26 protein-coding genes are annotated in these 21,548 nt (G+C 63.7%); 12 read left to right on the top strand and 14 right to left on the bottom strand.

From position 1 onward, the window contains the following. The first annotated feature begins 12 nt into the window (after positions 1 to 12). From EPJ54_RS16665 to EPJ54_RS16655, 3 genes are read left to right on the top strand one after another with little or no spacing between them, the layout of a single operon-like run. Positions 13 to 495: a copper chaperone PCu(A)C gene (locus EPJ54_RS16665; protein ID WP_167755793.1), complete on the top strand. Its 483-nt coding sequence runs from the start codon at positions 13 to 15 to the stop codon at positions 493 to 495. Further along, positions 485 to 1,126: an SCO family protein gene (locus tag EPJ54_RS16660; RefSeq protein ID WP_135212886.1), complete on the top strand. Its 642-nt coding sequence runs from the start codon at positions 485 to 487 to the stop codon at positions 1,124 to 1,126. Before EPJ54_RS16665 ends, EPJ54_RS16660 begins: the two co-directional genes overlap by 11 nt. After that, positions 1,123 to 1,656 (top strand): YcnI family copper-binding membrane protein, encoded by a 534-nt coding sequence (locus EPJ54_RS16655; protein ID WP_239590986.1) that lies wholly within the window; start codon positions 1,123 to 1,125, stop codon positions 1,654 to 1,656. Before EPJ54_RS16660 ends, EPJ54_RS16655 begins: the two co-directional genes overlap by 4 nt. 5 nt (positions 1,657 to 1,661) lie before the next feature. Here EPJ54_RS16655 and EPJ54_RS16650 read toward each other — a convergent pair whose 3' ends face one another. After that, entirely contained in the window at positions 1,662 to 2,222 is a 561-nt protein-coding gene (locus EPJ54_RS16650; RefSeq protein WP_135212885.1) for a DNA-3-methyladenine glycosylase I, read from the bottom strand. Between the two features lie 88 nt (positions 2,223 to 2,310). Between EPJ54_RS16650 and EPJ54_RS16645 the strand changes: the two genes are divergently transcribed. The 3 genes from EPJ54_RS16645 to EPJ54_RS16640 are packed head-to-tail and all read left to right on the top strand — an operon-like array spanning position 2,311 to position 4,719. Then, positions 2,311 to 4,113: a gamma-glutamyltransferase family protein gene (locus tag EPJ54_RS16645; protein WP_135212884.1), complete on the top strand. Its 1,803-nt coding sequence runs from the start codon at positions 2,311 to 2,313 to the stop codon at positions 4,111 to 4,113. Then, complete coding sequence (locus tag EPJ54_RS20280) at positions 4,113 to 4,238, top strand: hypothetical protein (protein WP_275574765.1); 126 nt, start codon at positions 4,113 to 4,115, stop codon at positions 4,236 to 4,238. The genes EPJ54_RS16645 and EPJ54_RS20280 overlap by 1 nt, the downstream gene beginning before the upstream one ends. Further along, positions 4,216 to 4,719 carry a thermonuclease family protein gene (locus EPJ54_RS16640; RefSeq protein WP_167755792.1) on the top strand — a complete coding sequence of 168 codons (504 nt, stop codon included), beginning with the start codon at positions 4,216 to 4,218 and terminating at the stop codon, positions 4,717 to 4,719. Before EPJ54_RS20280 ends, EPJ54_RS16640 begins: the two co-directional genes overlap by 23 nt. Before the next feature lie 207 nt (positions 4,720 to 4,926). On the opposite strand, the gene EPJ54_RS16635 is transcribed toward EPJ54_RS16640, so the two are convergent. The 6 genes from EPJ54_RS16635 to EPJ54_RS16610 form a co-directional block, all read right to left on the bottom strand. Next, positions 4,927 to 5,811, bottom strand: a complete 885-nt coding sequence (locus EPJ54_RS16635; protein ID WP_135212882.1) for an RNA polymerase factor sigma-32 — start codon at positions 5,809 to 5,811, stop codon at positions 4,927 to 4,929. Positions 5,812 to 5,969: 158 nt separating this feature from the next. Then, entirely contained in the window at positions 5,970 to 6,497 is a 528-nt protein-coding gene (locus EPJ54_RS16630) for a CarD family transcriptional regulator (protein ID WP_135212881.1), read from the bottom strand. A 235-nt stretch (positions 6,498 to 6,732) separates the two neighbouring features. Beyond that, the gene (gene fdxA / locus EPJ54_RS16625) at positions 6,733 to 7,074 is read right to left on the bottom strand and encodes a ferredoxin FdxA (protein WP_135212880.1); all 342 of its coding nucleotides are present in this window, start codon (positions 7,072 to 7,074) and stop codon (positions 6,733 to 6,735) included. 50 nt (positions 7,075 to 7,124) lie between these two features. After that, on the bottom strand, positions 7,125 to 7,418 hold the full coding sequence (locus EPJ54_RS16620; protein ID WP_135212879.1) for a S4 domain-containing protein: 294 nt from the start codon (positions 7,416 to 7,418) through the stop codon (positions 7,125 to 7,127). After that, entirely contained in the window at positions 7,415 to 9,928 is a 2,514-nt protein-coding gene (locus EPJ54_RS16615) for a helicase-related protein (protein WP_135212878.1), read from the bottom strand. Before EPJ54_RS16615 ends, EPJ54_RS16620 begins: the two co-directional genes overlap by 4 nt. 239 nt (positions 9,929 to 10,167) lie before the next feature. Next, positions 10,168 to 10,965: a DUF3108 domain-containing protein gene (locus tag EPJ54_RS16610; RefSeq protein ID WP_135212877.1), complete on the bottom strand. Its 798-nt coding sequence runs from the start codon at positions 10,963 to 10,965 to the stop codon at positions 10,168 to 10,170. A 212-nt stretch (positions 10,966 to 11,177) separates the two neighbouring features. On the opposite strand from EPJ54_RS16610, the gene rpmB reads away from it, so the two are divergent. Together rpmB and EPJ54_RS16600 are read left to right on the top strand one after the other, a co-directional pair. Continuing rightward, the gene (gene rpmB, locus EPJ54_RS16605; RefSeq protein ID WP_135212876.1) at positions 11,178 to 11,474 is read left to right on the top strand and encodes a 50S ribosomal protein L28; all 297 of its coding nucleotides are present in this window, start codon (positions 11,178 to 11,180) and stop codon (positions 11,472 to 11,474) included. Between the two features lie 134 nt (positions 11,475 to 11,608). After that, a complete protein-coding gene (locus EPJ54_RS16600) occupies positions 11,609 to 12,187 on the top strand; it encodes a site-2 protease family protein (RefSeq protein ID WP_338062134.1) in 579 nt (192 codons plus the stop codon). A gap of 28 nt (positions 12,188 to 12,215) precedes the next feature. On the opposite strand, the gene EPJ54_RS16595 is transcribed toward EPJ54_RS16600, so the two are convergent. From EPJ54_RS16595 to EPJ54_RS16575, 5 genes are all read right to left on the bottom strand, one after another. Beyond that, positions 12,216 to 12,557, bottom strand: coding sequence for a hypothetical protein (locus EPJ54_RS16595; protein WP_135212874.1), 342 nt, complete (start codon positions 12,555 to 12,557; stop codon positions 12,216 to 12,218). A 227-nt stretch (positions 12,558 to 12,784) separates the two neighbouring features. Continuing rightward, on the bottom strand, positions 12,785 to 13,777 hold the full coding sequence (locus EPJ54_RS16590; protein ID WP_135212873.1) for an esterase-like activity of phytase family protein: 993 nt from the start codon (positions 13,775 to 13,777) through the stop codon (positions 12,785 to 12,787). Further along, on the bottom strand, positions 13,777 to 15,675 hold the full coding sequence (gene cobT, locus EPJ54_RS16585; protein WP_135212872.1) for a cobaltochelatase subunit CobT: 1,899 nt from the start codon (positions 15,673 to 15,675) through the stop codon (positions 13,777 to 13,779). The genes EPJ54_RS16590 and cobT overlap by 1 nt, the downstream gene beginning before the upstream one ends. Positions 15,676 to 15,702: 27 nt before the next feature. Then, on the bottom strand, positions 15,703 to 16,686 hold the full coding sequence (gene cobS / locus EPJ54_RS16580; protein ID WP_135212871.1) for a cobaltochelatase subunit CobS: 984 nt from the start codon (positions 16,684 to 16,686) through the stop codon (positions 15,703 to 15,705). Positions 16,687 to 16,775: 89 nt separating this feature from the next. Next, positions 16,776 to 17,402, bottom strand: a complete 627-nt coding sequence (locus EPJ54_RS16575) for a J domain-containing protein (protein WP_135212870.1) — start codon at positions 17,400 to 17,402, stop codon at positions 16,776 to 16,778. A 42-nt stretch (positions 17,403 to 17,444) separates the two neighbouring features. Between EPJ54_RS16575 and EPJ54_RS16570 the strand changes: the two genes are divergently transcribed. The 3 genes from EPJ54_RS16570 to EPJ54_RS16560 are packed head-to-tail and all read left to right on the top strand — an operon-like array spanning position 17,445 to position 18,894. Further along, entirely contained in the window at positions 17,445 to 17,744 is a 300-nt protein-coding gene (locus EPJ54_RS16570; RefSeq protein WP_135212869.1) for a BolA family protein, read from the top strand. A gap of 23 nt (positions 17,745 to 17,767) precedes the next feature. After that, positions 17,768 to 18,352, top strand: a complete 585-nt coding sequence (locus tag EPJ54_RS16565) for a DUF1214 domain-containing protein (RefSeq protein WP_167755791.1) — start codon at positions 17,768 to 17,770, stop codon at positions 18,350 to 18,352. Continuing rightward, complete coding sequence (locus EPJ54_RS16560) at positions 18,352 to 18,894, top strand: DUF1254 domain-containing protein (RefSeq protein WP_135212867.1); 543 nt, start codon at positions 18,352 to 18,354, stop codon at positions 18,892 to 18,894. Before EPJ54_RS16565 ends, EPJ54_RS16560 begins: the two co-directional genes overlap by 1 nt. On the opposite strand, the gene EPJ54_RS16555 is transcribed toward EPJ54_RS16560, so the two are convergent. Continuing rightward, positions 18,881 to 19,309, bottom strand: a complete 429-nt coding sequence (locus tag EPJ54_RS16555; protein ID WP_135212866.1) for an MmcB family DNA repair protein — start codon at positions 19,307 to 19,309, stop codon at positions 18,881 to 18,883. The two genes, EPJ54_RS16560 and EPJ54_RS16555, sit on opposite strands and share 14 nt — an antisense overlap. 99 nt (positions 19,310 to 19,408) lie before the next feature. Here EPJ54_RS16555 and EPJ54_RS16550 point away from each other — a divergent pair, with 99 nt between their 5' ends. Continuing rightward, positions 19,409 to 20,248: a hypothetical protein gene (locus tag EPJ54_RS16550; RefSeq protein ID WP_135212865.1), complete on the top strand. Its 840-nt coding sequence runs from the start codon at positions 19,409 to 19,411 to the stop codon at positions 20,246 to 20,248. A 56-nt stretch (positions 20,249 to 20,304) separates the two neighbouring features. Here the strand turns inward: EPJ54_RS16550 and EPJ54_RS16545 are convergent, their stop codons facing one another. Beyond that, entirely contained in the window at positions 20,305 to 21,465 is a 1,161-nt protein-coding gene (locus tag EPJ54_RS16545) for a ferritin-like domain-containing protein (RefSeq protein ID WP_135212864.1), read from the bottom strand. Positions 21,466 to 21,548: the final 83 nt, after the last annotated feature.

The raw sequence follows: 21,548 nt of genomic DNA, 5'->3' as shown, positions 1-21,548 counted from the left end.
GAGAACACACTCATGTTCCCGCAAAAAATCCGTGTCGTCGCCGCCAGCATCATGCTGGCGGCGCTCGCCCTGGCGCCGGAGAGCGCCGCGCAACAGCGCGTCGGCGCGATCACAATCGAAGATCCTTGGGTGGCGACGACCAATCCCGGCGCCGAAGTCGCTGGCGGTTACGTCACATTGCGCAATGCCGGCCCGCAACCCGATCGCTTGATCTCGGCGGATAGCACGCGCGCCGCCCGCGTCGAGCTGCATGAGATGAATATGGACAATGGCGTCATGCGGATGCGCCAGGTCGAAGGCATCGACGTGCCCGCGGGCGGCGTTGCGACGCTGCGCCCGGGCGGCCTGCACATCATGTTCTTCGACATCGATGCGCAATTCCAAGAGGGCCAGCGTATTCCGGTCGTGCTGCACTTCGAGCGCGCCGGTGATGTGCGCGTGGACTTCGTCGCGCGGCCCCGCCTCGCGCCAGGGGCGCACAATCATGAACACTGACGCGCGCCGCCAATTCCGCTGGACGGACTGGCCTGTCCTCTTGCTAGCTGGCCTTGTCGGAGTGCTGGCGGTCCTCGTGGTGCTTTACGTCGTCACGAAGCCCGGCGCGCCACCGCAGGAGAACGCGTACGCAGCCTTCGCGCGCGACATCGATGATGTCGCGCTCGTCGGCGCCGACGGCGCGGAGCTGCGTTGGGGCGATCTCAACGGCAAACCACGGCTTGTATTTTTCGGCTTCACGCGATGCGCGGAAATCTGCCCCACTACAGTCGCCGAACTCAGCGCCGCCATCGATGCGCTGGGCCCGGACGCAGCGGATGTCGAGGTGACGTTCATCAGCGTTGATCCCGAGCGAGATACGCCCGAGGTGCTCGCCGCTTATTTCTTGAGCTTTGGCCCGCGCTTCCACGGCTATACCGGCGAGCGTGCGGAGATCGACCGGATCGTGCGCGCATTCCGGGTGTTTTACGAGCACGTCCCTACGGACGGCGGCGACTACACCGTCAATCACACCGCGATCACCTATCTGGTGACCGCCGACGGCGAGGTGGTCGACATTATCGGTTATGGCAACCCCCACGACCGCACCATCGCGCAATTGCGCGCCTTCCTCAATTCACGGAGAGCATGATGCTACGCTCCTTCGCGGCCGGCTGCGTGCTGGCGATCGCCCTCACATCTTCAGCCTATGCACACGTCGTATTTGCTGAGCCGGAAGCGGCGCCAAATTCCTATTACGCCGGCTTTCTGCGCGTCAGCCATGGTTGCGGCGCGTCGCCTACGCGGTCCGTGCGCGTCGAGATTCCCGCGGGGATCAACATCGCGCGACCACAGCCGAAACCCGGCTGGACGCTTGAGATCGAACGCGCACCCTTGGCCGCGCCGATCGCCTCCGAGAGCGGCCCAATAACAGAGCGCGTCACCGCCATCACATGGCGCGGTGAATTGCCCGCCGATCAGTTCGAGCAATTCGGCATCATGATGCGCCTGCCCAATCAAAGTGGGCCGCTTCATTTCCCAGTGATCCAAACCTGCGCCGATGGCGAGCAACGCTGGGAGCAAATCCCTGCCGCCGGCGCCGCTTGGCATTCCGTGCCCCGACCCGCGCCCGTGCTCACACTGCAAGCGCCGCAGGCGGACGAACACGCGGGACATCACTAGTCAGCTCACACCTCCTTGCGGCGGAAGCAGTGCGCGGCGTGATCATTCACCATGCCAACAGCCTGCATCCACGCATAGACGATCGTTGGCCCGACGAATTTGAAGCCGCGCTTTTTGAGATCTTTGGAGATGTCTTCCGAGAGTGGCGTGCTCGCGGGCACAGTCTTGCCGTCGCCCTTCAGCACTTTGCCTTCAGTGAACGACCAACAATAGTCTGCGAAATCCTCGCCGCCCTTTTGCATGTCGAGATAGATCTGCGCCGCGGTGATCGTCGCTTCGATTTTGGCGCGTGAGCGGATGATGCCGGGATCGGCGAGCAGTCGCTCGATGTCCTTCTCATTGAAGCGCGCGACCTTGGCGGGATCGAAACCTTTGAAGGCTTTACGAAAAGCTTCGCGCTTGCGCAGCACCGTGATCCAGGACAATCCGGCCTGGAACCCTTCCAGCATGAGCATTTCCCAGAGCATGCGGCCGTCATGCTGCGGCACGCCCCATTCTTCGTCGTGATAGGCGACGTAGAGCGGGTCTTCGCCCGGCCAGCGGCAGCGTTGTTTGGCTTTGCTCATGCTCTCCCCCGCCACCTCGACGGAATGTCGTTGCGCCAGCTACACTTTGGTTGTTTGAGTGCCAACACAAGACCTTAGGGAGATCGCGATGCGGGTTGGGACGCCGCGTGCGCTTATGGGCGCGCTTTTGAGTTTGACGCTGTGGGCCACCAGCGCAAGCGCGCAAGATACGCCGGCGCGCGATCCCAATTTCGGGCGCGGCGAGCGCGTGTCGGGCCTGCCCTTTGCGACGCGTTCGCCCGTCGTTGCGCCGCACGGCGCGGCCGCAACGGCGCACCCGCTGGCGACGCAAACCGCGATCGACGTGCTGCGCAATGGCGGCACCGCGATCGATGCGGCGATTGCCGCCAACGCGATGCTTGGCTTGGTCGAGCCCACCGGCAACGGCATTGGCGGCGACATCTTCGTCATCGTCTGGGATCCGCGCACGCAGCGTCTCCATGGCTACAATGGCTCGGGGCGCACACCGCGCGGCATGTCGCTGGCCGAGATGCGCCGCGAAGCGCGCCGGCGTGGCAACCCGAACGCGGTGCCAAGCTTCGGCGCGGCGAGCGTCAGCGTGCCTGGCACGGTTGATGGCTGGTTCGCGCTGCACGAACGCTTCGGCCGCACGCCCATGGCCGACTTGCTGGCGCCAACAATCCGCTACGCCCGCGAAGGCGCGCCGATCCCGCAGACCATCGCGATGTATTGGGCGAACAATCGCCGGCGCTTGGAGGCTGAGTTCACGGCAAGACGCCTGCAAGAAATCACGAACGCACGCAGCACCTATTTCTGCCAAGACAATTGCGCGCCGATGCGCGCGATGCCGGACGGGCATGGTCTCTTTGCCAATCCCGACCTCGCCAACACGCTCGAACTCATCGCCCGCGATGGCCGCGACGCCTATTATCGCGGCCCGATCGCGCGCACGATCGATAGCTACATGCGCCGCATCGGCGGCTGGTTGCGTTATGACGACCTCGCGCGGCACGAAGGCGAATGGGTCGATCCGATCTGCACGCCGTATCGCCACGTTGACGTGTGCGAATTGCCGCCGAACTCACAAGGCGTCGTAGCGCTGCAAACTCTGCGCCTACTTGAGGCGTTCAATCTGCGCGAAATGGGTTTCCTCTCCCCGGACTCACTGCATACGCAGATCGAAGCCACGCGCCTCGCCTTCGCCGACCGCGCGCAATTCTATGGCGACCCCGCCTTCACACACTTCGACACTCGGCGACTACTTACGGATGAATACACCGCCCAACGTCGCGCGATGATCTCCAATGATCGCGCCATGCCGCCGCCGCCACACGCGGAGCTGCGTATCGATGGCGACACAACTTACCTCACCATCGCCGATTCCGACGGCATGATGGTGTCGCTGATCCAATCCAATTATCGCGGCATGGGCTCCGGCCTCGTACCGGATGGTTTGGGATTCATGCTTCAGGACCGCGCCGAATTGTTCTCGCTGCAGAGCGGGCATCCGAATGTGTACGCACCGGGCCGTCGCCCCTTCCAAACGATTATCCCCGCGTTTGCACTGCGCGATGGTCAGCCCTGGCTTTCGTTCGGCGTGATGGGCGGTGACATGCAGCCGCAAGGTCATGTGCAGATCATCGTCAACCTGATCGACTACGACATGGATTTGCAGGCCGCCGGCGATGCGGCGCGCTATCGTTTCTACGGCGGTGCGGAACCAACTGGCGATCAGCCGGACGGCGTTGGCTTCGTTGCGATGGAAAACGGCGTGCCGCCGGAAGTACGCGCCGAACTCGAACGCCGCGGCCATCGCATTCGACCGGCCGACGGTTCATTCGGCGGCTACCAAGCCATCATGCGCCATCCGAACGGCGTGTATGAAGCCGCCACCGAGATGCGCAAAGATGGCAGCGCGGCGGGCTATTGATGCGCCCTCTGCTCTTCGCAACATTGCTCACGCTCGCCGCCTGCGGACCGCAGATCGGCGATCTGGAGCGCGGCGAGGAAGCGCGCGTCGTGCGCACCTATAGTGGCGACACGCTGGAGCGATAACGGCTTGCGCGTGTTCCTGGCCGAGATCGACGCACCGCGCGGCGAAGAAGACTACGCCGCGCAGGCGCAAGGCGAACTCGAAGCACGAGCACTACATCGCGAGGTGCTACTGGCCTATGGCGGCACGCGGCGTTGGGCTGGCCGCGCGCGCGAGGACGGCACGACCAACGAAGCGGCAATCGCGCATGTGTTCGTGAAGAGCGAGGGTGGGCGCTGGTTTTGGCTGCAGCACGAATTGGTGTCGCGCGGCGCGGCGTTCGTAAGACCGCGACCAGATAATCATGCGCGCGCTGAAGAATTGATCGCGCTCGAAGCGCAAGCACGCGACGCCGAGCGCGGCATGTGGGCGCGACGCGCGTATCGGCCGCTGAGCGTACGCGCGGCGACCGAACAAGCGCTGGCGGCAAACGCGAGTTGTTTGCGCGGCGCGGCGCCCCATCGCGTGCTCGAAGGCCGCGGCGCGGAGGCGCGTGTGCTTTAGAGCCGTGCGGCGCTGACCATGGAAGGCTCTAACGCGGAAGCGCCGTTTACCTGGTCGTGTTCGGCAAAAATTTCGGCGCATGGGATGGGCCAGCGCTTTCGTCGCTCACCGGCGCGCGGGTGCGAGCGCACGGGCCGTTGGGGTGTACCGCGAAGCGCCGCAGCTCTGCTTAGAGCACGGTTCACAGCTCGAAGTGCTAACGGAAGATCAGCCGACGTAACCGGCCGCCACTGGATCGCCGACGCGCGCGATCAAAGCGCGACGAAGCTTCTCAAGCGCATTGCCCTCGATCTGACGCACGCGCTCCTTCGAGATGCCCAGGCGTTCGCCAAGCGCTTCGAGCGTCACGGCTTCTTCCTCAAGCTTGCGCTCACGGATGATTAAGCGCTCGCGATCGGACAGATCGCTCATCGCGGCGTGCACCAGAGCGGAGCGCGCGATGCTGTCGTGCGCGTCCATCACTTCGGCTTCAGGGCCCGCCGCGTCGTCGGCGAGCATGTCTTGCCACTCACCTTCGCCGTCTTCCGCGAGCGGGGCGTTGAGCGAGCGATCCGGCGAGGACAGACGCGCGGCCATGTTGTCGACCTCATGCTCGGCGACGCCCAGCTGATGCGCCACACGCGCGCGCGATTCAGAGCTCATGGCGCTGTCGCTGATGTCGCCAATGCGGGCGCGCAAACGCCGGAGGTTGAAGAAGAGCGCCTTTTGCGCCGACGTCGTGCCGGTGCGCACAATCGACCAATTGCGCAGCACGAAATCCTGCATCGCCGAGCGTATCCACCACGACGCGTACGTGGAGAACCGCACCTCGCGCTCCGGTTCAAAGCGCGCGGCCGCTTGCATCAGGCCAACATTGCCCTCCTGCACCAGATCGCTCATTGGCAGGCCATAATGGCGGAATCGCGAAGCCATCGCGACGACGAGGCGCAAGTATGCCGTAATCAATTCATGCAGGGCGCGCTCATCGCCTTCATCACGCCAGCGCCGCGCGAGTTCGCGTTCGTGATCGGCCGCGAGCAAGGGCGCACGCATAGCCGTTCGGAGGTAGCGCTGAGCGCCGCGTTGCAGCTCGGATGTTTCAGAGACCGCCATGTTTAATACTACGTCCGAGCCTGTGTCAGGTTTTGTTCAGGGACGTCGCAAGACGACCAATGCCCATCACGAACGCGTGAGGAGGGCTCTGGGCGCCAAAACAAAAGGCCGGGCTTATGGGGCCCGGCCTTGGTTCGATCTGAAAGTTCCGTGACGCTTTAGGCGGCCGCGGCCTGTTTCTTCGAGGCCAGCGAGGCCGTCACCTTCTGCACAGCGTCATCGCGGCTGACCTTTTCCACAGCCGCGAGCTCCCGGGCCATACGATCCAGGGCGCTCTCGTAGAGTTGGCGTTCGGAATAGGATTGCTCAGGCTGGTCCGACGCGCGGTGCAGGTCGCGCACGACTTCCGCGATCGAGACGAGGTCGCCCGAGTTGATCTTGGCCTCATATTCCTGGGCGCGGCGCGACCACATGGTGCGCTTAATCCGGGCGCGGCCCTGCAGCGTCTTCATGGCCTGATCGACCACGGCGCCAGAGGCCAGCGGGCGCATGCCGCAGGATTTGGCCTTCGTCGTCGGGACGCGGAGGGTCATTTTGTCTTGTTCGAAGGAGATAACGAAAACGTCGAGATCGATGCCGGCCACGGATTGCTTTTCCACGCCCATGACCCGGCCAACGCCGTGCGCCGGATAGACGATATGGTCGCCAGGACGGAAAGCAATTGAAGGTGTGGCGGTCATGGTCATCAAGAGCTCCTGGTCCCAACACAAATTTTGGCAGCCAAAGCTTTCCGCAAACGTCATCCGCGACAGACACAGCAAAGCGGACGGTTCGCCCCGCCCGCGACTTTCCGTGCCTGTGCGCAATCAAATGAGCGCTATGGATTGATCCAGCTGTGGCGCGCTAACCGCGCCGAATTCCGATTGTTGAGAGTATATAACACAAAATTCGGCGGATTTGAAGCGGCCTTACTGTGGCAAGTTATTCGCCACGTCCGGGAGCCGGATTAAAGTATTTCTCGAATTTACCCTTTTCGTCCTTCATGGCCTCACGGTCTTCAGGGGGCGTGCCCTTCACCGTAATGTTCGGCCATATCTTGGCGTACTCGGTGTTTATCTTGAGCCACTTGCCATCCGGCTCATCTTGGCTGTCCGGCTTGATCGCGTCGATGGGGCATTCCGGCTCGCAGACGCCGCAATCGATGCATTCGTCCGGGTGTATGACGAGAAAGTTCTCGCCCTCATAGAAGCAATCGACGGGGCAGACCTCGACGCAGTCCATGTATTTGCAACGCACGCATGCGTCGGTGACGATGTAAGTCATGTCGGCCCAGTTCCGCTCCGGGGTTCAGATGGCTAAAGGGCGCGTAAGCGTCAACCCACGGACTCTGCGTCAAGTTCAGCGTAAAGCTGCCTTGCCTCAGCGGATGGCCCGCGCCGCGCGCCAATCCCCTCCACCCGCACAGCGATCAGGCGCCCGCGTTGAGGGAACACGAGCGCATCACCCGGCGTGACCTCGACCGACGGTTTTTCGATCCGCCGCGCCATGCCGCCGTGCACCAGCCGCACCCCGCCCTCGCTGATCAGGCGCGCGGCGGCAGCCCGCGTTTTGGCGAAGCGGGCGCGATGCAGCCAAAGATCCACGCGTTGCCGTAGCTCGACACTCATGCGCGACGCTTCCGGCGACGCGGCGGCTGATCGGACGCCGGCAAGAGATTCGCCAGTTCGGCGAAGGCGTTGTCTGCGGGTGGCGGACGTGGGCGCGGCGGTTTGCGCTGGCGCTGACCGAGCACCCAGCGGCGCGCCGCCCCCTCTTCAGCTGACGCTTGCTTATAACCGAGGGAGCCCAGGATCACCGGCAGTTCGCGCACCGGCCGACCGACGAGCCGCGCCAGCGCACCGTCGGCGGGCGGCGGTTCTGCGACCAACGCATCGGCCAAGCGCTCGATAATATCGAAGCGCACCGCAATACGTCCGCACGCGCGATAGCCGGCGGCGGCGCATTCACCCCATTGCCGATGGCGATCGAGTTGCACACTCAGCGCACCTGGCCTCGCGACGAACACGCTGCGCGGCTCACCGGGATGCGTCGCATGCCACAGGATCGCGAGCGTTTGTGCGGCATGCGGCTTCAGCAGCGACGGCATGAAGATGTTGTGCCGCCCCACGCGCACGCCGGCCTTCGCCAACGCCGCTACCGATTGATCGCTCACATGCGCGATGTCTTCTTTGGCGCGATCGAGCGCGCCGGCATTTTCGATCAGGCGAAACGCAAGTCCCCGCGCGTCTGACGGCAGCTCGCCATCGCGCCACGCCGCTTCGAGCTGCACTAGTGGTCTCAGATCGTGCGCCACCATCTGCGCCAGCCAAAGCTCCAGCCGCTCGTGCGCGGCGCTGCGTTCTTGCGGCGAGGCATCCGCGGCGCCCACGAGTTCAAGACGCGGTTTCAACACCGATTGGCGTGGCATGAGACGAGCAATCACCGCACCATCAACGCGCACGCGGCCATCGCGTTGCAGAACGATCTCAGAATTCGCCGCCGCCGCGATCCGCGCCAAGCGCCGCGCAACTTCGGGCCGCAGCGCGCGCATCGCAGCATTGCGCAACGCGCGGCCTTCGACGCCCCCTGTCGCACGCGGGTCGGGTCGGAATTCCAGACCTTCAAGCTGACCGACGAAATGGCCCTCGACGGTGACTTCGCCCTCTTCCGAAACGCCCGCGAGCATCTGATCTTCGCGCTTCAGCCCCTTCAGTAGCGCGCTGGTGCGGCGATCGATGAAGCGCTGCGTCAGCGCCGCGTGCAGCGCATCGGAAAGTCGATCCTCAACCTCGCGCGTGCGCCCGCGCCAAAACTCCGCATCATCCAGCCAATCGGCGCGGTTAGCGGCATAGGTCCAGGTGCGGACATGCGCGAGCCGCGCTTGCAGCGCATCGAGATCGCCGTCGGGCCGATTGAGCTTCTCGATCTCCGCTTCGGCCCATTCCGCCGGAATGCGGCCTTTGCCGGAAAGAATGTAGTTCGCGATGCGGCCCACCAGTGTCGCATGCTCGTCGGGCGTCGCCTTGCGGAAATCCGGCAGCTGGCACGCTTCCCACAGACGCCGCACATCAGCGACACCGTTGATGCGATCCATCAGATCGTCATCGCCCGCCAAGCGCAGCAGCACGCCTTCATCATCGGCGCCGCGGACGCGCACCAAACCCGGCTGCTCCGACGGCTGCGTCAGCGTCGCGATCAGGCGCTCCACGCTCTCGAAGTTCAGCTTGTCGTTGCGCCATTGCACGGCGACCACCGGCTCGAACTCATGTGCTTCGACGCGCTCGACGATATCTTCGTCAAACGGCGCGCATTCGCCGGTTTCGCCGAACGCGCCGTCGCGCATGTAGCGACCGGCGCGACCTGCGATTTGCGCAATCTCATCCGGCCGTAGATCGCGCCAGGAATGGCCGTCGAACTTGCGGCGCGAGGCGAACGCGACGTGGTCGACATCCATATTCAGGCCCATGCCAATCGCATCGGTGGCGACAAGGAAATCCACCTCGCCGCTCTGATAGAGCTCGACCTGCGCATTGCGCGTACGCGGGCTGAGCGCGCCCATCACCACCGCCGCCCCGCCGCGATGCCGGCGCAGCAATTCGGCGATCGCGTAAACCTCCTCCGCCGAGAACGCGACCAAAGCCGAGCGCTTCGGCAGCTTCGTGATCTTGCGATAGCCCGCATAGGTCAGCGTCGACATGCGCTCGCGCCGGCCGAGCTCCGCGTCTGGCAAAAGCTTGCGGATCATCGGCCGCATCGTCTCGGCGCCCAACAGCATGGTCTCGCCGAAGCCGCGCAGATTGAGCATGCGATCCGTGAAGACGTGGCCGCGGTCGAAATCGGTGGCGACCTGGATTTCGTCGATGGCGACGAATTCGACCGCCTTATCCAGCGGCATCGCCTCCACGGTGCAGACGAAATAGCGCGCCGTCTCCGGGACGATCTTTTCCTCGCCCGTAATCAAGGCAGCCAGCGCCTCGCCCTTTGCCGCGACCACCTTGTCGTACACCTCGCGCGCCAGCAGGCGCAGCGGCAGGCCGATCATGCCGCTGACGTGGCCGAGCATCCGCTCGATCGCGAGGTGGGTTTTGCCGGTGTTGGTGGGGCCGAGGACCGCCTTCACGCGGGCGCGTGCGCTCATCAACGGACGATGGGCGGCGGAGGCAGCGATTTCAAGGCGAGCGCAAATACTCGGCTACCGAAAACGCAAGAGAAGAAATCAAGAACGAATCAGTCGCGAATCAGTTGATTTGATTCGTTGGCTGTCTGTTCACGGCCATATCTTGTGGTTAAGACTTAAGTAACACACAAGACTGGTTCAGCGCATGAAAATGGCCGCCGACATCTCTGCCGGCGGACTTCATTTCAAAACCGAAGCGATTAGCGCAGGCGCGTGCCGTTGAAGGTCAGCCGGCGCGCTTCGAGGCGGACAACGCCAACGCCATCCGTCGGCATCTCGATCGTGACCGGGGCCCACATGCCGCTGTCGGTGCGGGCGAACAGGAAGGTCAGGGTCGAGGCCTCCTGGGGGTCGCTGAAACCGGCGATCGGGCGGAATTGGACGCGGCAACGCACGCCCGGCCCCTGATACGCTCGAGAATTGATGGTCACATTGCCATTCGGCGTCATCACGAAGTCGAAACGCGAGCGGCCGTCCATATAGACGCGGAGCGTCTGCGCGCACGGATCGCCGGAGGTCGTGACCATCGCGGCGATGGCCGTGATCTGGTCGATCACGTTGCGGCGCTGTTCGGCCGTAGCCGGCGGATCGCCCATGTTCGGGCGGCCAGGCGTGGCGGTCGTCACCACGTCGTTCGCGCTAAAGGCTGCGCGGATCAGACGGCCATTCGGGCGATCGTCACGGCGGCGGCCGCCCTGGTGCTCGTAAGAAACCGTCCGCAGCGTGCCGTCCGCCGCGACCGTGCCGCTGACATTGTAGCGGTAATCCTGGCTGCGCTGGAGCGCGGCGCCCACCCAGCCCTTCATTTCGCGGGTGGCGCTGGCAGTGTAGGTCGCGCCCGTCTGGTTGAAGCGGTAATTGAAGTCGCCGGCCTCGATGCCGCGGGCGATCACGGCGTAGGATCCTTCAAAGGTGCGGTTGCCTGTCTGCGCCGCCGCCGGGTCGGCCAAAGCCGCCACGCCAAGCACGGCCACGAGGCCTTTGAGCCAATTCTTCATCGCTAAACCCACCTTTGGACGGTCCTGCCGCGCGTGCCAACTCTTACCGGGTGCATACTGATCCAGTCATGAACCAAATCGGGCGGTTTCATGGAGCGCGGCTCAACCCTGCCCGGAATGAGCCTTTAGTTCTGCGCCGTCCTTGACCCCGGCTGGGCCTTCGCGTATCCGTCCGCGCTTCAATTTTCCCTCTGAGCAGAGAGCGCGTACCAATGTCCCGCCGTTGCGAACTGTCCGGCGTCAATCGCCAGATTGGCCACAAGGTCAGCCACTCCAACATCAAGACCAAGCGCGAGTTCCAACCGAACTTGGTGGACGTGACGTTGGCGAGCGAGGCGCTCGGCCAGAACTTCAAGCTGCGCATCACGGCGGCCGCACTCCGCACCGTCGATCACCGCGGCGGCCTCGACCAATTCCTGCTCAAGGCCGACGAAGCCGAACTCTCCACGCGCGCCGCGAAGATCCGCCGCGACCTGAAGAAGAAGCTCGCGGAAACCGCTGCAGCTTGAGGTGGACGCGTGACAGCGTCCATGTCGGCGCCGTCTTTGGCACTCCGATCTTAGTCAAAATTCGGCATGGCTACTAGCACCACTCATATTGGCTATGGCCATATGGGCAGGAAGTACACGCGAGCTCGCGATTAATTTGGCGACCGCGCCGCGCGCACGAACTGGCTCATGCGCAAACGGCGAAAGCGTTTGGGCTCCCCGTTCGCCACATCGCACTCACTTGGTTCGGCGGATTTGCGGAGTTTTGGGTGGCGCCGCAAAGCCGTTGGCGTGAGGCGGCGATTGCATTTGCGGGGCCTGCCGCGAACCTGTTCTTAGCCGCCCTGACCTTCGCGGTCATCGAAGCACTCTTCACTCCGCAGCCAGCGATGCTCATGGAGCAGGGCGGCATCTTTTATCTCTGGTACGATCCGCAATATCGCGCGCCCGCAGTGCAGGCCGCGCTTCAGAAGCTCGCCTATTTCAACCTCGGGATCGGATTGTTTAATCTGCTGCCAGGATTGCCATTTGATGGCGGCCATATCTTGCGCGCGCTGTTGAGCGCTCGCATCAGCCGCGGACGCGCAAGCTGGATCGCAGCTTGGGCAGGCGTCGTGTTTGGCGTTGCCACCATTGCCCTCGCCTTCGTGATCGAGAGTTTGTGGATGGTCGCGATCGGCGTGTTTGTCGTGATGTCCGCTTGGGCGGAGAGGCGCCGCCTTCGCTACGACTAAAGCATTGTTCCGCGCACCGAGACGGTACTTACGGCTGCGGATCTGGCAAATTCTCCGCGCACCATGAGGCTGCGGCTTCGCGTTCGGCCGCGGGATTGGCGCTGAGCGGGTTAACGGAGCTGGCGACGAGTTGAGCGGCTTCTTCGACGCTGTAGCCCTGATCGATGGTGAGGCTCGCCTCCCAACGCATCGCGTTGTCATCAGCGCCGGCGAGACGCGAATAGACGACGCATTCGGCCGCGCGTTGCGCTTCATCCGCGGGGGGGAAGCCCTCGGGCAACACGGACGCGATGTCCGCCTCAGGCTGGTCGCTCGATGGCTGACCACAGGCGGCGAGCGCCATGATGGCGATGACGAGAACGCTGCGCATAGAAATCTCCAACCGAGCTGTTGAGACACGCTAGGCGCCGATGGCGGCGCGCGTCCACTCATGCGGCCAAAAGTGTTGCGCTTCCCTCCCCGCGTGCGGGGAGGGGCAGGGGTGGGGATAGCTCGGCGCCCGATGATGTGCGCGCGTATTGCCGCTGCACGAACTGACGACGGAGCCGTCCCCACCCCTGCCCCTCCCCACTTCGTGAGGAGGGGTGCGGGCCGCGCTCACTCCACCAGATCGAACGCCAGCAACAACGTGCGTTGGCGCGCGCTGAAATTGTCGTCGGAAACGACATAAAGCCGCACGCCGCCATCGGGCGCCCGCACTGCGGCAACGCCTTCAAAATTATCCACCGCGAGCGGTGGTGTGATTTCAGCCAACAGCTCGACGCCCGGCAGCGCCTCGCCGCTTGCATCGAGCGATGCTTCGGCAAAGCGCGTGACGCGCGCGCGAGCGCCGATGATCGGCGCATAGAAGCGCTCGAGCACCACGAAACCGCCATCCGGCAAATGATCGAGGCTGGTCAGCGCAAAGCCATCGCTCAGCGGATAATTGACGCGCTGCGGCGCGGGCGATGACGCATCGAGCGGCGCGACCCAAAGCGGCGTGCTGCGGCGGTTAAGCCCCTCCGCGCCCACCAGCAAGGCGCCCTCACTCGTCACCGCCAGCGCTTCGAGGCCAACATTGCGGCGCAAGCGCGACGTCTCCGCCAGACGCGGCCCACGTTGCGCCGCGCCGAACGGGCCATCGCGATTGAGATCATAAATCAGCATGCGCGGGCGCTGCTCGAAGCTCACCGCAAAGCGCCCATCGGGCAATTGCGCGAGCCCTTCGGAATCGCCGGCTGCCTTGTTCTCGAACGGCAAGCCATCCTCGTCGCGCATCAAAGCAATGCGCGCATCGCTCAAGCCAACAAGCGCGCCCGCTTCGTCCAGATTGAGTTGCGCTTCGAACCAGCGCCCATCATCCGTGATCGCTACAAGCCGGCCATCTTCCAGCACCTCAAGACCGGAAAGCCCACCAAACACATCGTCTGGCGAGACTTGCAGATGCAAGCCGCCGCGAAAGCGCAATTGGCCAACGCTTTCCGCGCCGAACTCAATCTGCGTCACGTTGAGATCGAGCCTGCGCCATTGCTCCGCGATCGGCGCGTCCGCGGCGGATGGCGAACAGGCGGCGAGCGCAAACGCCGCCGCACACGCCCATGCGCGCCACATCAGGCCATCGTCCGGGTGCGTTCGCGCGCTTCACGTGGCGAGCGCGGCGCAACCTTCTCGACCCCCGTCGCCTCTTCGAACAATTCGGCGAGCTTTTCCGTCATGACGCCGCCGAGCTGCTCGGCGTCGGTGATTGTGACGGCGCGGCGATAATAGCGCGTGACATCGTGGCCGATGCCGATGGCGATCAGCTCGATCGGCGAACGCGTTTCGATCCATTGGATCACGGTGCGCAGATGGCGCTCGAGATAATTGCCTGGATTGGCCGAGAGCGTGCTGTCGTCCACCGGCGCGCCATCGGAGATCACCATCAAAATGCGGCGCTGTTCTTGGCGGCCGATCAAGCGATCATGCGCCCACATCAAGGCTTCGCCGTCGATGTTCTCTTTCAGCAGGCCTTCGCGCATCATCAGGCCGAGATTGCGCCGCGCGCGCCGCCACGGCGCATCCGCGCTTTTGTAAATCACGTGGCGCAAATCGTTGAGTCGGCCCGGCTGCGGCGGCCGGCCGGCGCCCAGCCAATCTTCCTTCGAACGCCCGCCCTTCCAGGCGCGCGTGGTGAAGCCGAGGATTTCCACCTTCACGCCGCAACGCTCTAGCGTGCGCGCGAGAATATCGGCGCAGAGCGCGGCCACCATGATCGGGCGGCCACGCATCGAGCCTGAATTGTCGAGAAGCAGCGTGACCACCGTATCCTTGAACGGCATGTCCTCTTCTTGCTTGAACGACAGCGCCGACATCGGATCGATGATCACACGCGTCAGGCGTGCGCTATCCAGCACGCCCTCTTCCAGATCGAAGCTCCACGAGCGGTTCTGCTGCGCCAGCAATTTGCGCTGCAAGCGATTGGCCAAGCGGCCGACAATGCTCTGCAGCGGCTTCAGCTGCTGATCGAGATACGAGCGCAACCGAGCCAACTCTTCGGCGTCGCATAGCTCTTCAGCCGTGATCTGCTCGTCATGCGCGCGCGTGAAGACTTTGTAGTTCGCATTCGGATCTTCGGCATTGTCGCGCGTCCTCGGCCGGATCGGCTTTTCGCCTTGCTCCTCCTGTTCGGAATCCTGCGTGTCCTCCGCATCCATATCCGTGTCCACGGAAATGGTGCGATCGGTGTCGCTATCGATCTCGCCGTCGATCATTTCGAGATCCGCAGGCGATTCTTGCTCTTGCTCGTCGTCGCCGTCGGAATCGTCGCTTTGCGGCGGCGGTGGTTCGTCGGCCTTCGACTCGGTCGTGTCGTCGTTCTTGCTTTCCTCGGCCGTGAGCTCGTCGCCGAGGCCGAGATCGGTGAGCACGTCCTTCATCAGCTTCGCGAACGCCGGCTGATCGTCCGCCACCGCGCCAAGCTTATCGAGCGCTGCGCCCGCGTCGCGCTCGATGTCGCCGCGCCACGCATCCACCATCGCCTTCGCGTTCGCCGGCGGCGCTAAGCCGGTCAGCCGCTCGCGCACCATCAGCGCCACAGCGTCCGCCAGCGGCGCACTTGATTTATCCGTGAGCCGCGACGCGCCCTTTCGCTCGAGCTGATCGGTGAGCGAGGCGGTCAGATTGTTCGACACGCCTTTCATCGCGTTCGCGCCCAGCGCCTGAATGCGCATGTCTTCGACCGCATCGAACACCGCGCGCGCATCCGCGCCTTGCGGGCGATTGCGCACGTGCTGGAGCGCGTCGTGGTGCGCGAGCTTAAGCGCCAGCGCATCGGCTTGGCCGCGAATGCGTTCGGCCTCGGGATCGGAGACTACGCGCGGCGGATGCGGCAGAACGATCTTGCCGGGACTGAGGCGCGGGCCTTCCGCGCCAAACGTCACCTCAAGCTCCTCCTCCGCGCCCGCCAACGCACGCGTCGACTGCGCCAGCACGCGCTTGAACAGCTCCGTCGGGGTTTCCTTGTGGGACATGCGTCCTCTATCGCGCGCGAACGCGAATTAAGCCACCTTCACCCGCGTCGCCGCCTCCGGCAGATCCGCCCCGAACGCGCGTTGATAGAACTCCGCCACGGTCGGCCGTTCCAATTCATCGCACTTGTTCAGGAACGTCATCCGGAATGCGAGGCCCACATCGCCGAAGATCTCGGCGTTTTGCGCCCAGGTGATCACGGTGCGCGGACTCATGACGGTGGAGACATCGCCGTTCATGAACGCGTTGCGCGTCATGTCGGCGACGCGGACCATCGCCATGATCGTGCGCTTGCCTTCGGCATTGTTGTAGCTCGGCGCCTTCGCCAGCACGATCTCAGCTTCGACATCGTGCTCGAGATAATTGAGCACGGTGACGACAGACCAACGGTCCATCTGCGCTTGGTTGATTTGTTGCGTGCCGTGATAGAGCCCGGTCGTGTCGCCCAAGCCGATCGTGTTCGTGGTCGCGAACAGACGGAAGAACGGATTGGCGGTGATGACGCGGTTCTGATCGAGCAGCGTGAGCTTGCCGCTCGATTCCAGCACGCGCTGGATCACGAACATCACGTCCGGGCGGCCAGCGTCATATTCATCGAAGCAGATCGCAACCGGCCGCTGCAGCGCCCACGGCAACATGCCTTCGCGAAACTCGGTGATCTGCTTGCCGTCCTTCAGCACAATCGCGTCCTTACCGACGAGATCGATACGGGAGACGTGGCTGTCGAGGTTCACGCGCACCATCGGCCAGTTGAGGCGCGCCGCCACCTGCTCGACGTGCGTCGACTTCCCCGTGCCGTGATAGCCCTGCACCATGACACGGCGATTGAAGGCAAAGCCGGCGAGGATCGCGAGCGTGGTTTGCGGGTCGAAGCGATAGGCCTCGTCCACCTCGGGCACATATTCCGTGCGCTTCGAAAAGGCCGGGATTTTCATGTCGCTATCGACGCCGAAATCGCGGGCCGAGACCTGCTTATCGGGCTTTGCGGAAAGGAGATCGTCGGCAGTGCTCATATCGTCTCTTATCGTTCTGGCGCGGCCAGCTTACCGCGCCGCAGCATGGCGGGAAAGGCGGCGAAATGACGATTGGCTTGACCTAGGGGTCAGACCAGACCAGCGGATTTGAGCACCTGATAGCCCTTGATCACGCGCTGGAGCTGCTCCTCGGCGCCACGGTCGCCGCCGTTGGAGTCCGGGTGCCAGCGTTTGACCAATTCGGCGTATTTCGCGCGGATGGTCGCTGCGTCAGCCCCCTCGTCCAGGGAGAGCGCCTCAAAGGCCAAGGTTTGGAGGCGGGTCAGCCTGCGGCGCGGCTTGGCGGCGGCTGGCGCGCTCGTGTTGGCGCCTTCGCTGAACATCCCGAACGGGTCGTGGCTTTGGCCGGCGCGGAAGCCGCGCATGGCCGCCGAATGCTTGTCGAGCCGGCCGGAGCGGAATGTCCAGGTTGGGCGATGGCCGATTTCCTCGCGCGCCTGATACTCAGCCCACTGGCCTTCGTTCATGCCGGCGAAGTAATTCCAGCGCTTATTGTAGTCCGAGGCGTGCGCCGCGCAGAAATGCCAAAACTGGCCTTCAAGGTCGCGGCCTTTCGGCGCTGGGTGGAGTCCAGGCCTGCGGCATCCTACATGATCACAGGCGCGCTCGCTCGGCGCGCGCTCCGCCGTTTCCGCGCTAGGTTTCTTGACGCGGATATCGACGAATTTCGGCTTATATTCGAACGCGCCTGACATGGATCGTTGAGTATGGGCGCCAAGGGTTAAGCGGACAAGGAATTGACAGACACCAAATCGCATCTTTCGCGCGCCGACCGCATCGAAAAGCTGTTGGCAGCGCAATTCGCGCCACACGAATTCGTGTTGGAGGACGACAGTCGCAAGCACGCCGGGCACGCGGGCGCGCGGCCGGGCGGCGAAACGCATTACCGCCTGCGGCTCGTCTCAGTGGCGTTCGCCGGACTTTCGCGCGTCGCGCGTCAACGCTTGGTGTACGACGCGCTTCGTGAAGAATTCGACACGGGCTTGCACGCGCTCTCGCTCGACCTCAAAACGCCAGAAGAGGTTGCGGGCGCGTAAACGCAATCCGGGGGTGACACGTGGTGGGGCGCATATTCGCGTGGGCGGCGGCGATACTGATCGGCGTGGTGCTGGGCGCTGCGAGCGCCTGGGGCGCGCTTGAGATCGGCCGCACCAATTTCGCTGAACAATACGGCGCCTGGCATTTCAATCACGCTGCGGGCTCGACGGCGGCTGGCCCGTATAGCCGTGCTGTGATCGCACGCGACGGCTTGTTGGCGCTGAGCGCGCGCGAGGCGCTCTACTTTACGATTTTCACCGACGACCAAGGCCGCCCGCTCAGCGAAAGCTGCGTCTATGAGATGACTGGCCGCGATCTCGACGCGCGCTGGTGGTCGGTGACGCTTTATGCCGACGATAGCTTCCTGGCGATGAACAACGACCATGCGCATTCGGTCGACGCCTCGCGCATCTCCTACAGCGCCGACGGCTATTGGCGCACGCGCATCTCGCCGGTGAAAGGCGATGCGATCAATTGGGTCTCGTCGCGCGCGGCGCGGCGCGGGTTTTCGCTGACGCTTCGGGTTTACAACCCACAGCGCGATTTCCGGCCCAGCGCTGACTCGCTGCCGCAACTCACTACGCTCTCGTGCGCGGGAGGAGCGTGATGGGCGGCGAGCATTTACGCAAATACGTTTGGGCGGTGCTGATCAGCGCGGTGCTGACGCATGTCGCGATCATCTATGCGGTCCCGAATGTTCTGATGAACGTCGCGATCTCGCGGCTGAGCGATATGGGACTCAATCGCTGGCAAGTGGCGCCGCGCGTGACTGAACAATCGCGCACCATCGTGCGCCCCTCGCCCGACTTCGCGTACTCGGCCTGCACCTATGATCTGTCGCGCGGGCCGCTTGTGATCAGCGCGGCGCCTTGGCGGGAGTATTGGTCGCTTTCGCTCTATGCCGACAACAGCGACAATTTCTTCGTCATCGACGATCGCGAAGCGCACTACGGCGCGGAGATCACATTGGTGCAACGCGGACGTGCCCATCCCGAGGGCGCACCGATGGTGGTGGAAAGCCCGAGCGCGCGCGGCATCGCTTTGATCCGCCGCCTTGCGCCAACACCAGAAGAATACAGCGCCGCCGCGCAGGTCGCGCGCGAAGACGTGTGTGCGAGTGCGGCCTCGCTCGCCGCTACAGGCCGGTAAGCCGCATCGCCGCGATACGCGCAAAGAGCAGTGTCACCGCTTTGCGCCGCGCGCCTGCGAGCGGACGCGTTGGGCTCTCACGCAAAATCGCGCCGCCAAAACCGTCAGCGACGATGAGGCCGACATCTTCTGGGATGAGATCGCGCGGAAAGTCTTCGGTGACGCCAAAGAAAAAGCGATCGCAATACTCAACGTAATCCGGCCATTTTGAATCAACGGCGAAATCGGCGAGGCATGATTTCGTCTCAATGATCCAGATCTCACCGCTCGCCGTCAGCGCCATTACATCGGCGCGTCGCCCGTTGGCCAATGGCACTTCCAACACCGACACAAGCCCATGATCGGCAAGCAAACGCGTCACGCCGCGCGCAAGCGCGAGCGTCGTGTCAAGCCGGGAAAGCGGCAGCGCGTCCATGCGCACATTTTGGCGCCGGCCGCGCGTGGGAACAAGCGCGACCGGAACATGCGCCGCAGCGTGCGCGTTCGCCGCGGGTCAAACGGAAGGACATATTCCATGCGCAAGTTGAGCTTCCTCGCCGCCGCAGCGGCGGCTGCTTTGCTGGCTGGCTGCGGCTTCGGCGCGCCGGCCTATCCTGAATTCTCCGAAACATCGTATCGCATCGAAGGCCGCACTGCGTCGCTCGATACCGGCGCCACCACACAGACGGTGATCTATCGCGACGGCCCGAAAATGCGTGTGGAAGCAACGCTACCTACCTACGGCCAAGCCACGATCGTGTTCGATGAAAGCACCAATGCCGCCTATGTGCTGAACCCCACCGGCGCTGTGCCGACAACGCCAGTTCCCACCGCGCAACCGAGCGCCGCGCCAGCGGCCGCGCCAACAACAACGCAGCCTGCGCCAACCAATCCGGCAGCTGGCGCACCAGCTGCTCCTCCAGCCGCCGCGCCCGCGCCGCAAGTGATCGGCGTCGCCGTTCGCATTCAAGACGCCGACGCGCCGCAGCCGCTTGAAACCGCGTGGGCCGCACTTGGCGCTGACAACGCGCGCTCAACCGGTCGCTGCGAAGTCGCTGGTGAAGAAGGCCATGAATGGACGCCGCGCGAAGCCCCCGCGCCTGGTGTAGAGCGTACGGCGTGCATCACAAGCGACGGCATCGTGTTGCGGGTGCGTGAAAATGAGCGTGTGCTCTGGGAAGCGACATCGCTGCAACGTGGCGAGCAAGACGTCGCACTGTTCGGCGTGCCGGCCGGCTATCAGCTGATCGATCCGCAAGCAGTTGCGGAGCAAGTCGGCGAAAACCTGCAACAGCTCGACAGCGTTACCGGCGCCACGACCGCGCCAGCTGCGCCCACCCCCGCCCCGCAACCCGCGCCCGATCCGCGCGGCTGATCACAAAACAAAACGCCCCGCCAGTCGGCGGGGCGTTTCAGTTCGGGAAAATGTTTTTATTCAGCGGCGACCGCGGCGGCCTTCACGTCGTCGAGCGCGCCGGTGTTGATGCCGAAATTGATCGTCTTCAGATATTGAATGCCTTCGTCAGCGATCGCATCGCCGACCATCTCTTCGCCTTCAGCCTTGAACTCTTCGAAGTTCACGTAGGTGGCGTAGAACGGCGCAGTGCGATCCGTGATGATGCCGGCGTTCCAGAGCGTCTTCACCAGCACGCGGAAGATGTTGGTCGCTTCCTTCATGTGCTCGCGACGCTCTTCGTCGGTCGCGACCGCTTGGAAGCCTTCCATGACCTTTTGCGGATCGAGGCCGAATTGCTCGTAAATCGCCGTCATTTGGTGCGGCGCGACGAGATTGAACAGCAGCGTCTGGAAGCAATGCGCGGCCCAGTTCTCGACGATCTCGTGCTCTTCCTTCGACAGTTTCGGGATCGTGCGGTCAGCCCAGATCTTCCCGAACTTGTGGTGAAAGGCTTCGTCCGTCATGACGAGCTGCGTCAGCTTCTTCGCCAGCGGATCGTTCCATTCCTTGAAGATCGTCGCGAAGGCGCCCATGGCGAGACCTTCGACCAGCATCTGCATGCCAATAATCTTCTTATAGACTTCCGGCGCGTGCACGATCTCTTGCAGCAAGCCGGCAAGGACTGCGCCGCACGGCAGCGGCGAACCCCAACGGGCGATAATGTATTTCGCGAACGCCGTGACGTGACGGCCTTCTTCGCGCGTTTGGTTGGCGGCGTATTCTTGCGCGCCCGGATCGCGCAGAACATGGCAGAGCGAGGCCGAAAGATTCAGCGCGCCTTGCTCACCGTGCAGGATCGCCGACATCTGCCAACGCGCCATCTGGCTCTTGAAGCGGATGCGCTCGGCCGGCTTGTCGGCGAAGAAGTTAGTTACGTAATCGGTCTGCAGCGCCGGGATCATGTGATCGGGCACGAAGTCCGTGGTGTCCGCGTCGAAATCATCGTTGAAATCGATATATTTCTTGTCGAGCGGATCCCAGAAATGGTCGTGGGTCGCTGAGATGATCTTGTCGAAGGCCGACGAGCGATTGAGGTGCCGCGTCATGTCCAACATGGCGGCGAAATCGGTCGGCGCGACCGCGTCGTACACTTCGTCTTTGGTGATCTGGCGAATTGGAGCGGCGGAATCGGCCATCGCGTCGTCTCTCCCGGTTGCGGCCGCACGCACGCGGCCATCGTTTTAAAGGTTGCACGATACAGGCGAATTTGATCTCGATC

This window comes from Vitreimonas flagellata (assembly GCF_004634425.1).
Taxonomy (GTDB): Bacteria; Pseudomonadota; Alphaproteobacteria; order Caulobacterales; family Aquidulcibacteraceae; genus Vitreimonas; species Vitreimonas flagellata.
Note: the sequence above shows the minus strand (reverse complement) of the source record. Positions and strands in the feature narration are given on the sequence as shown.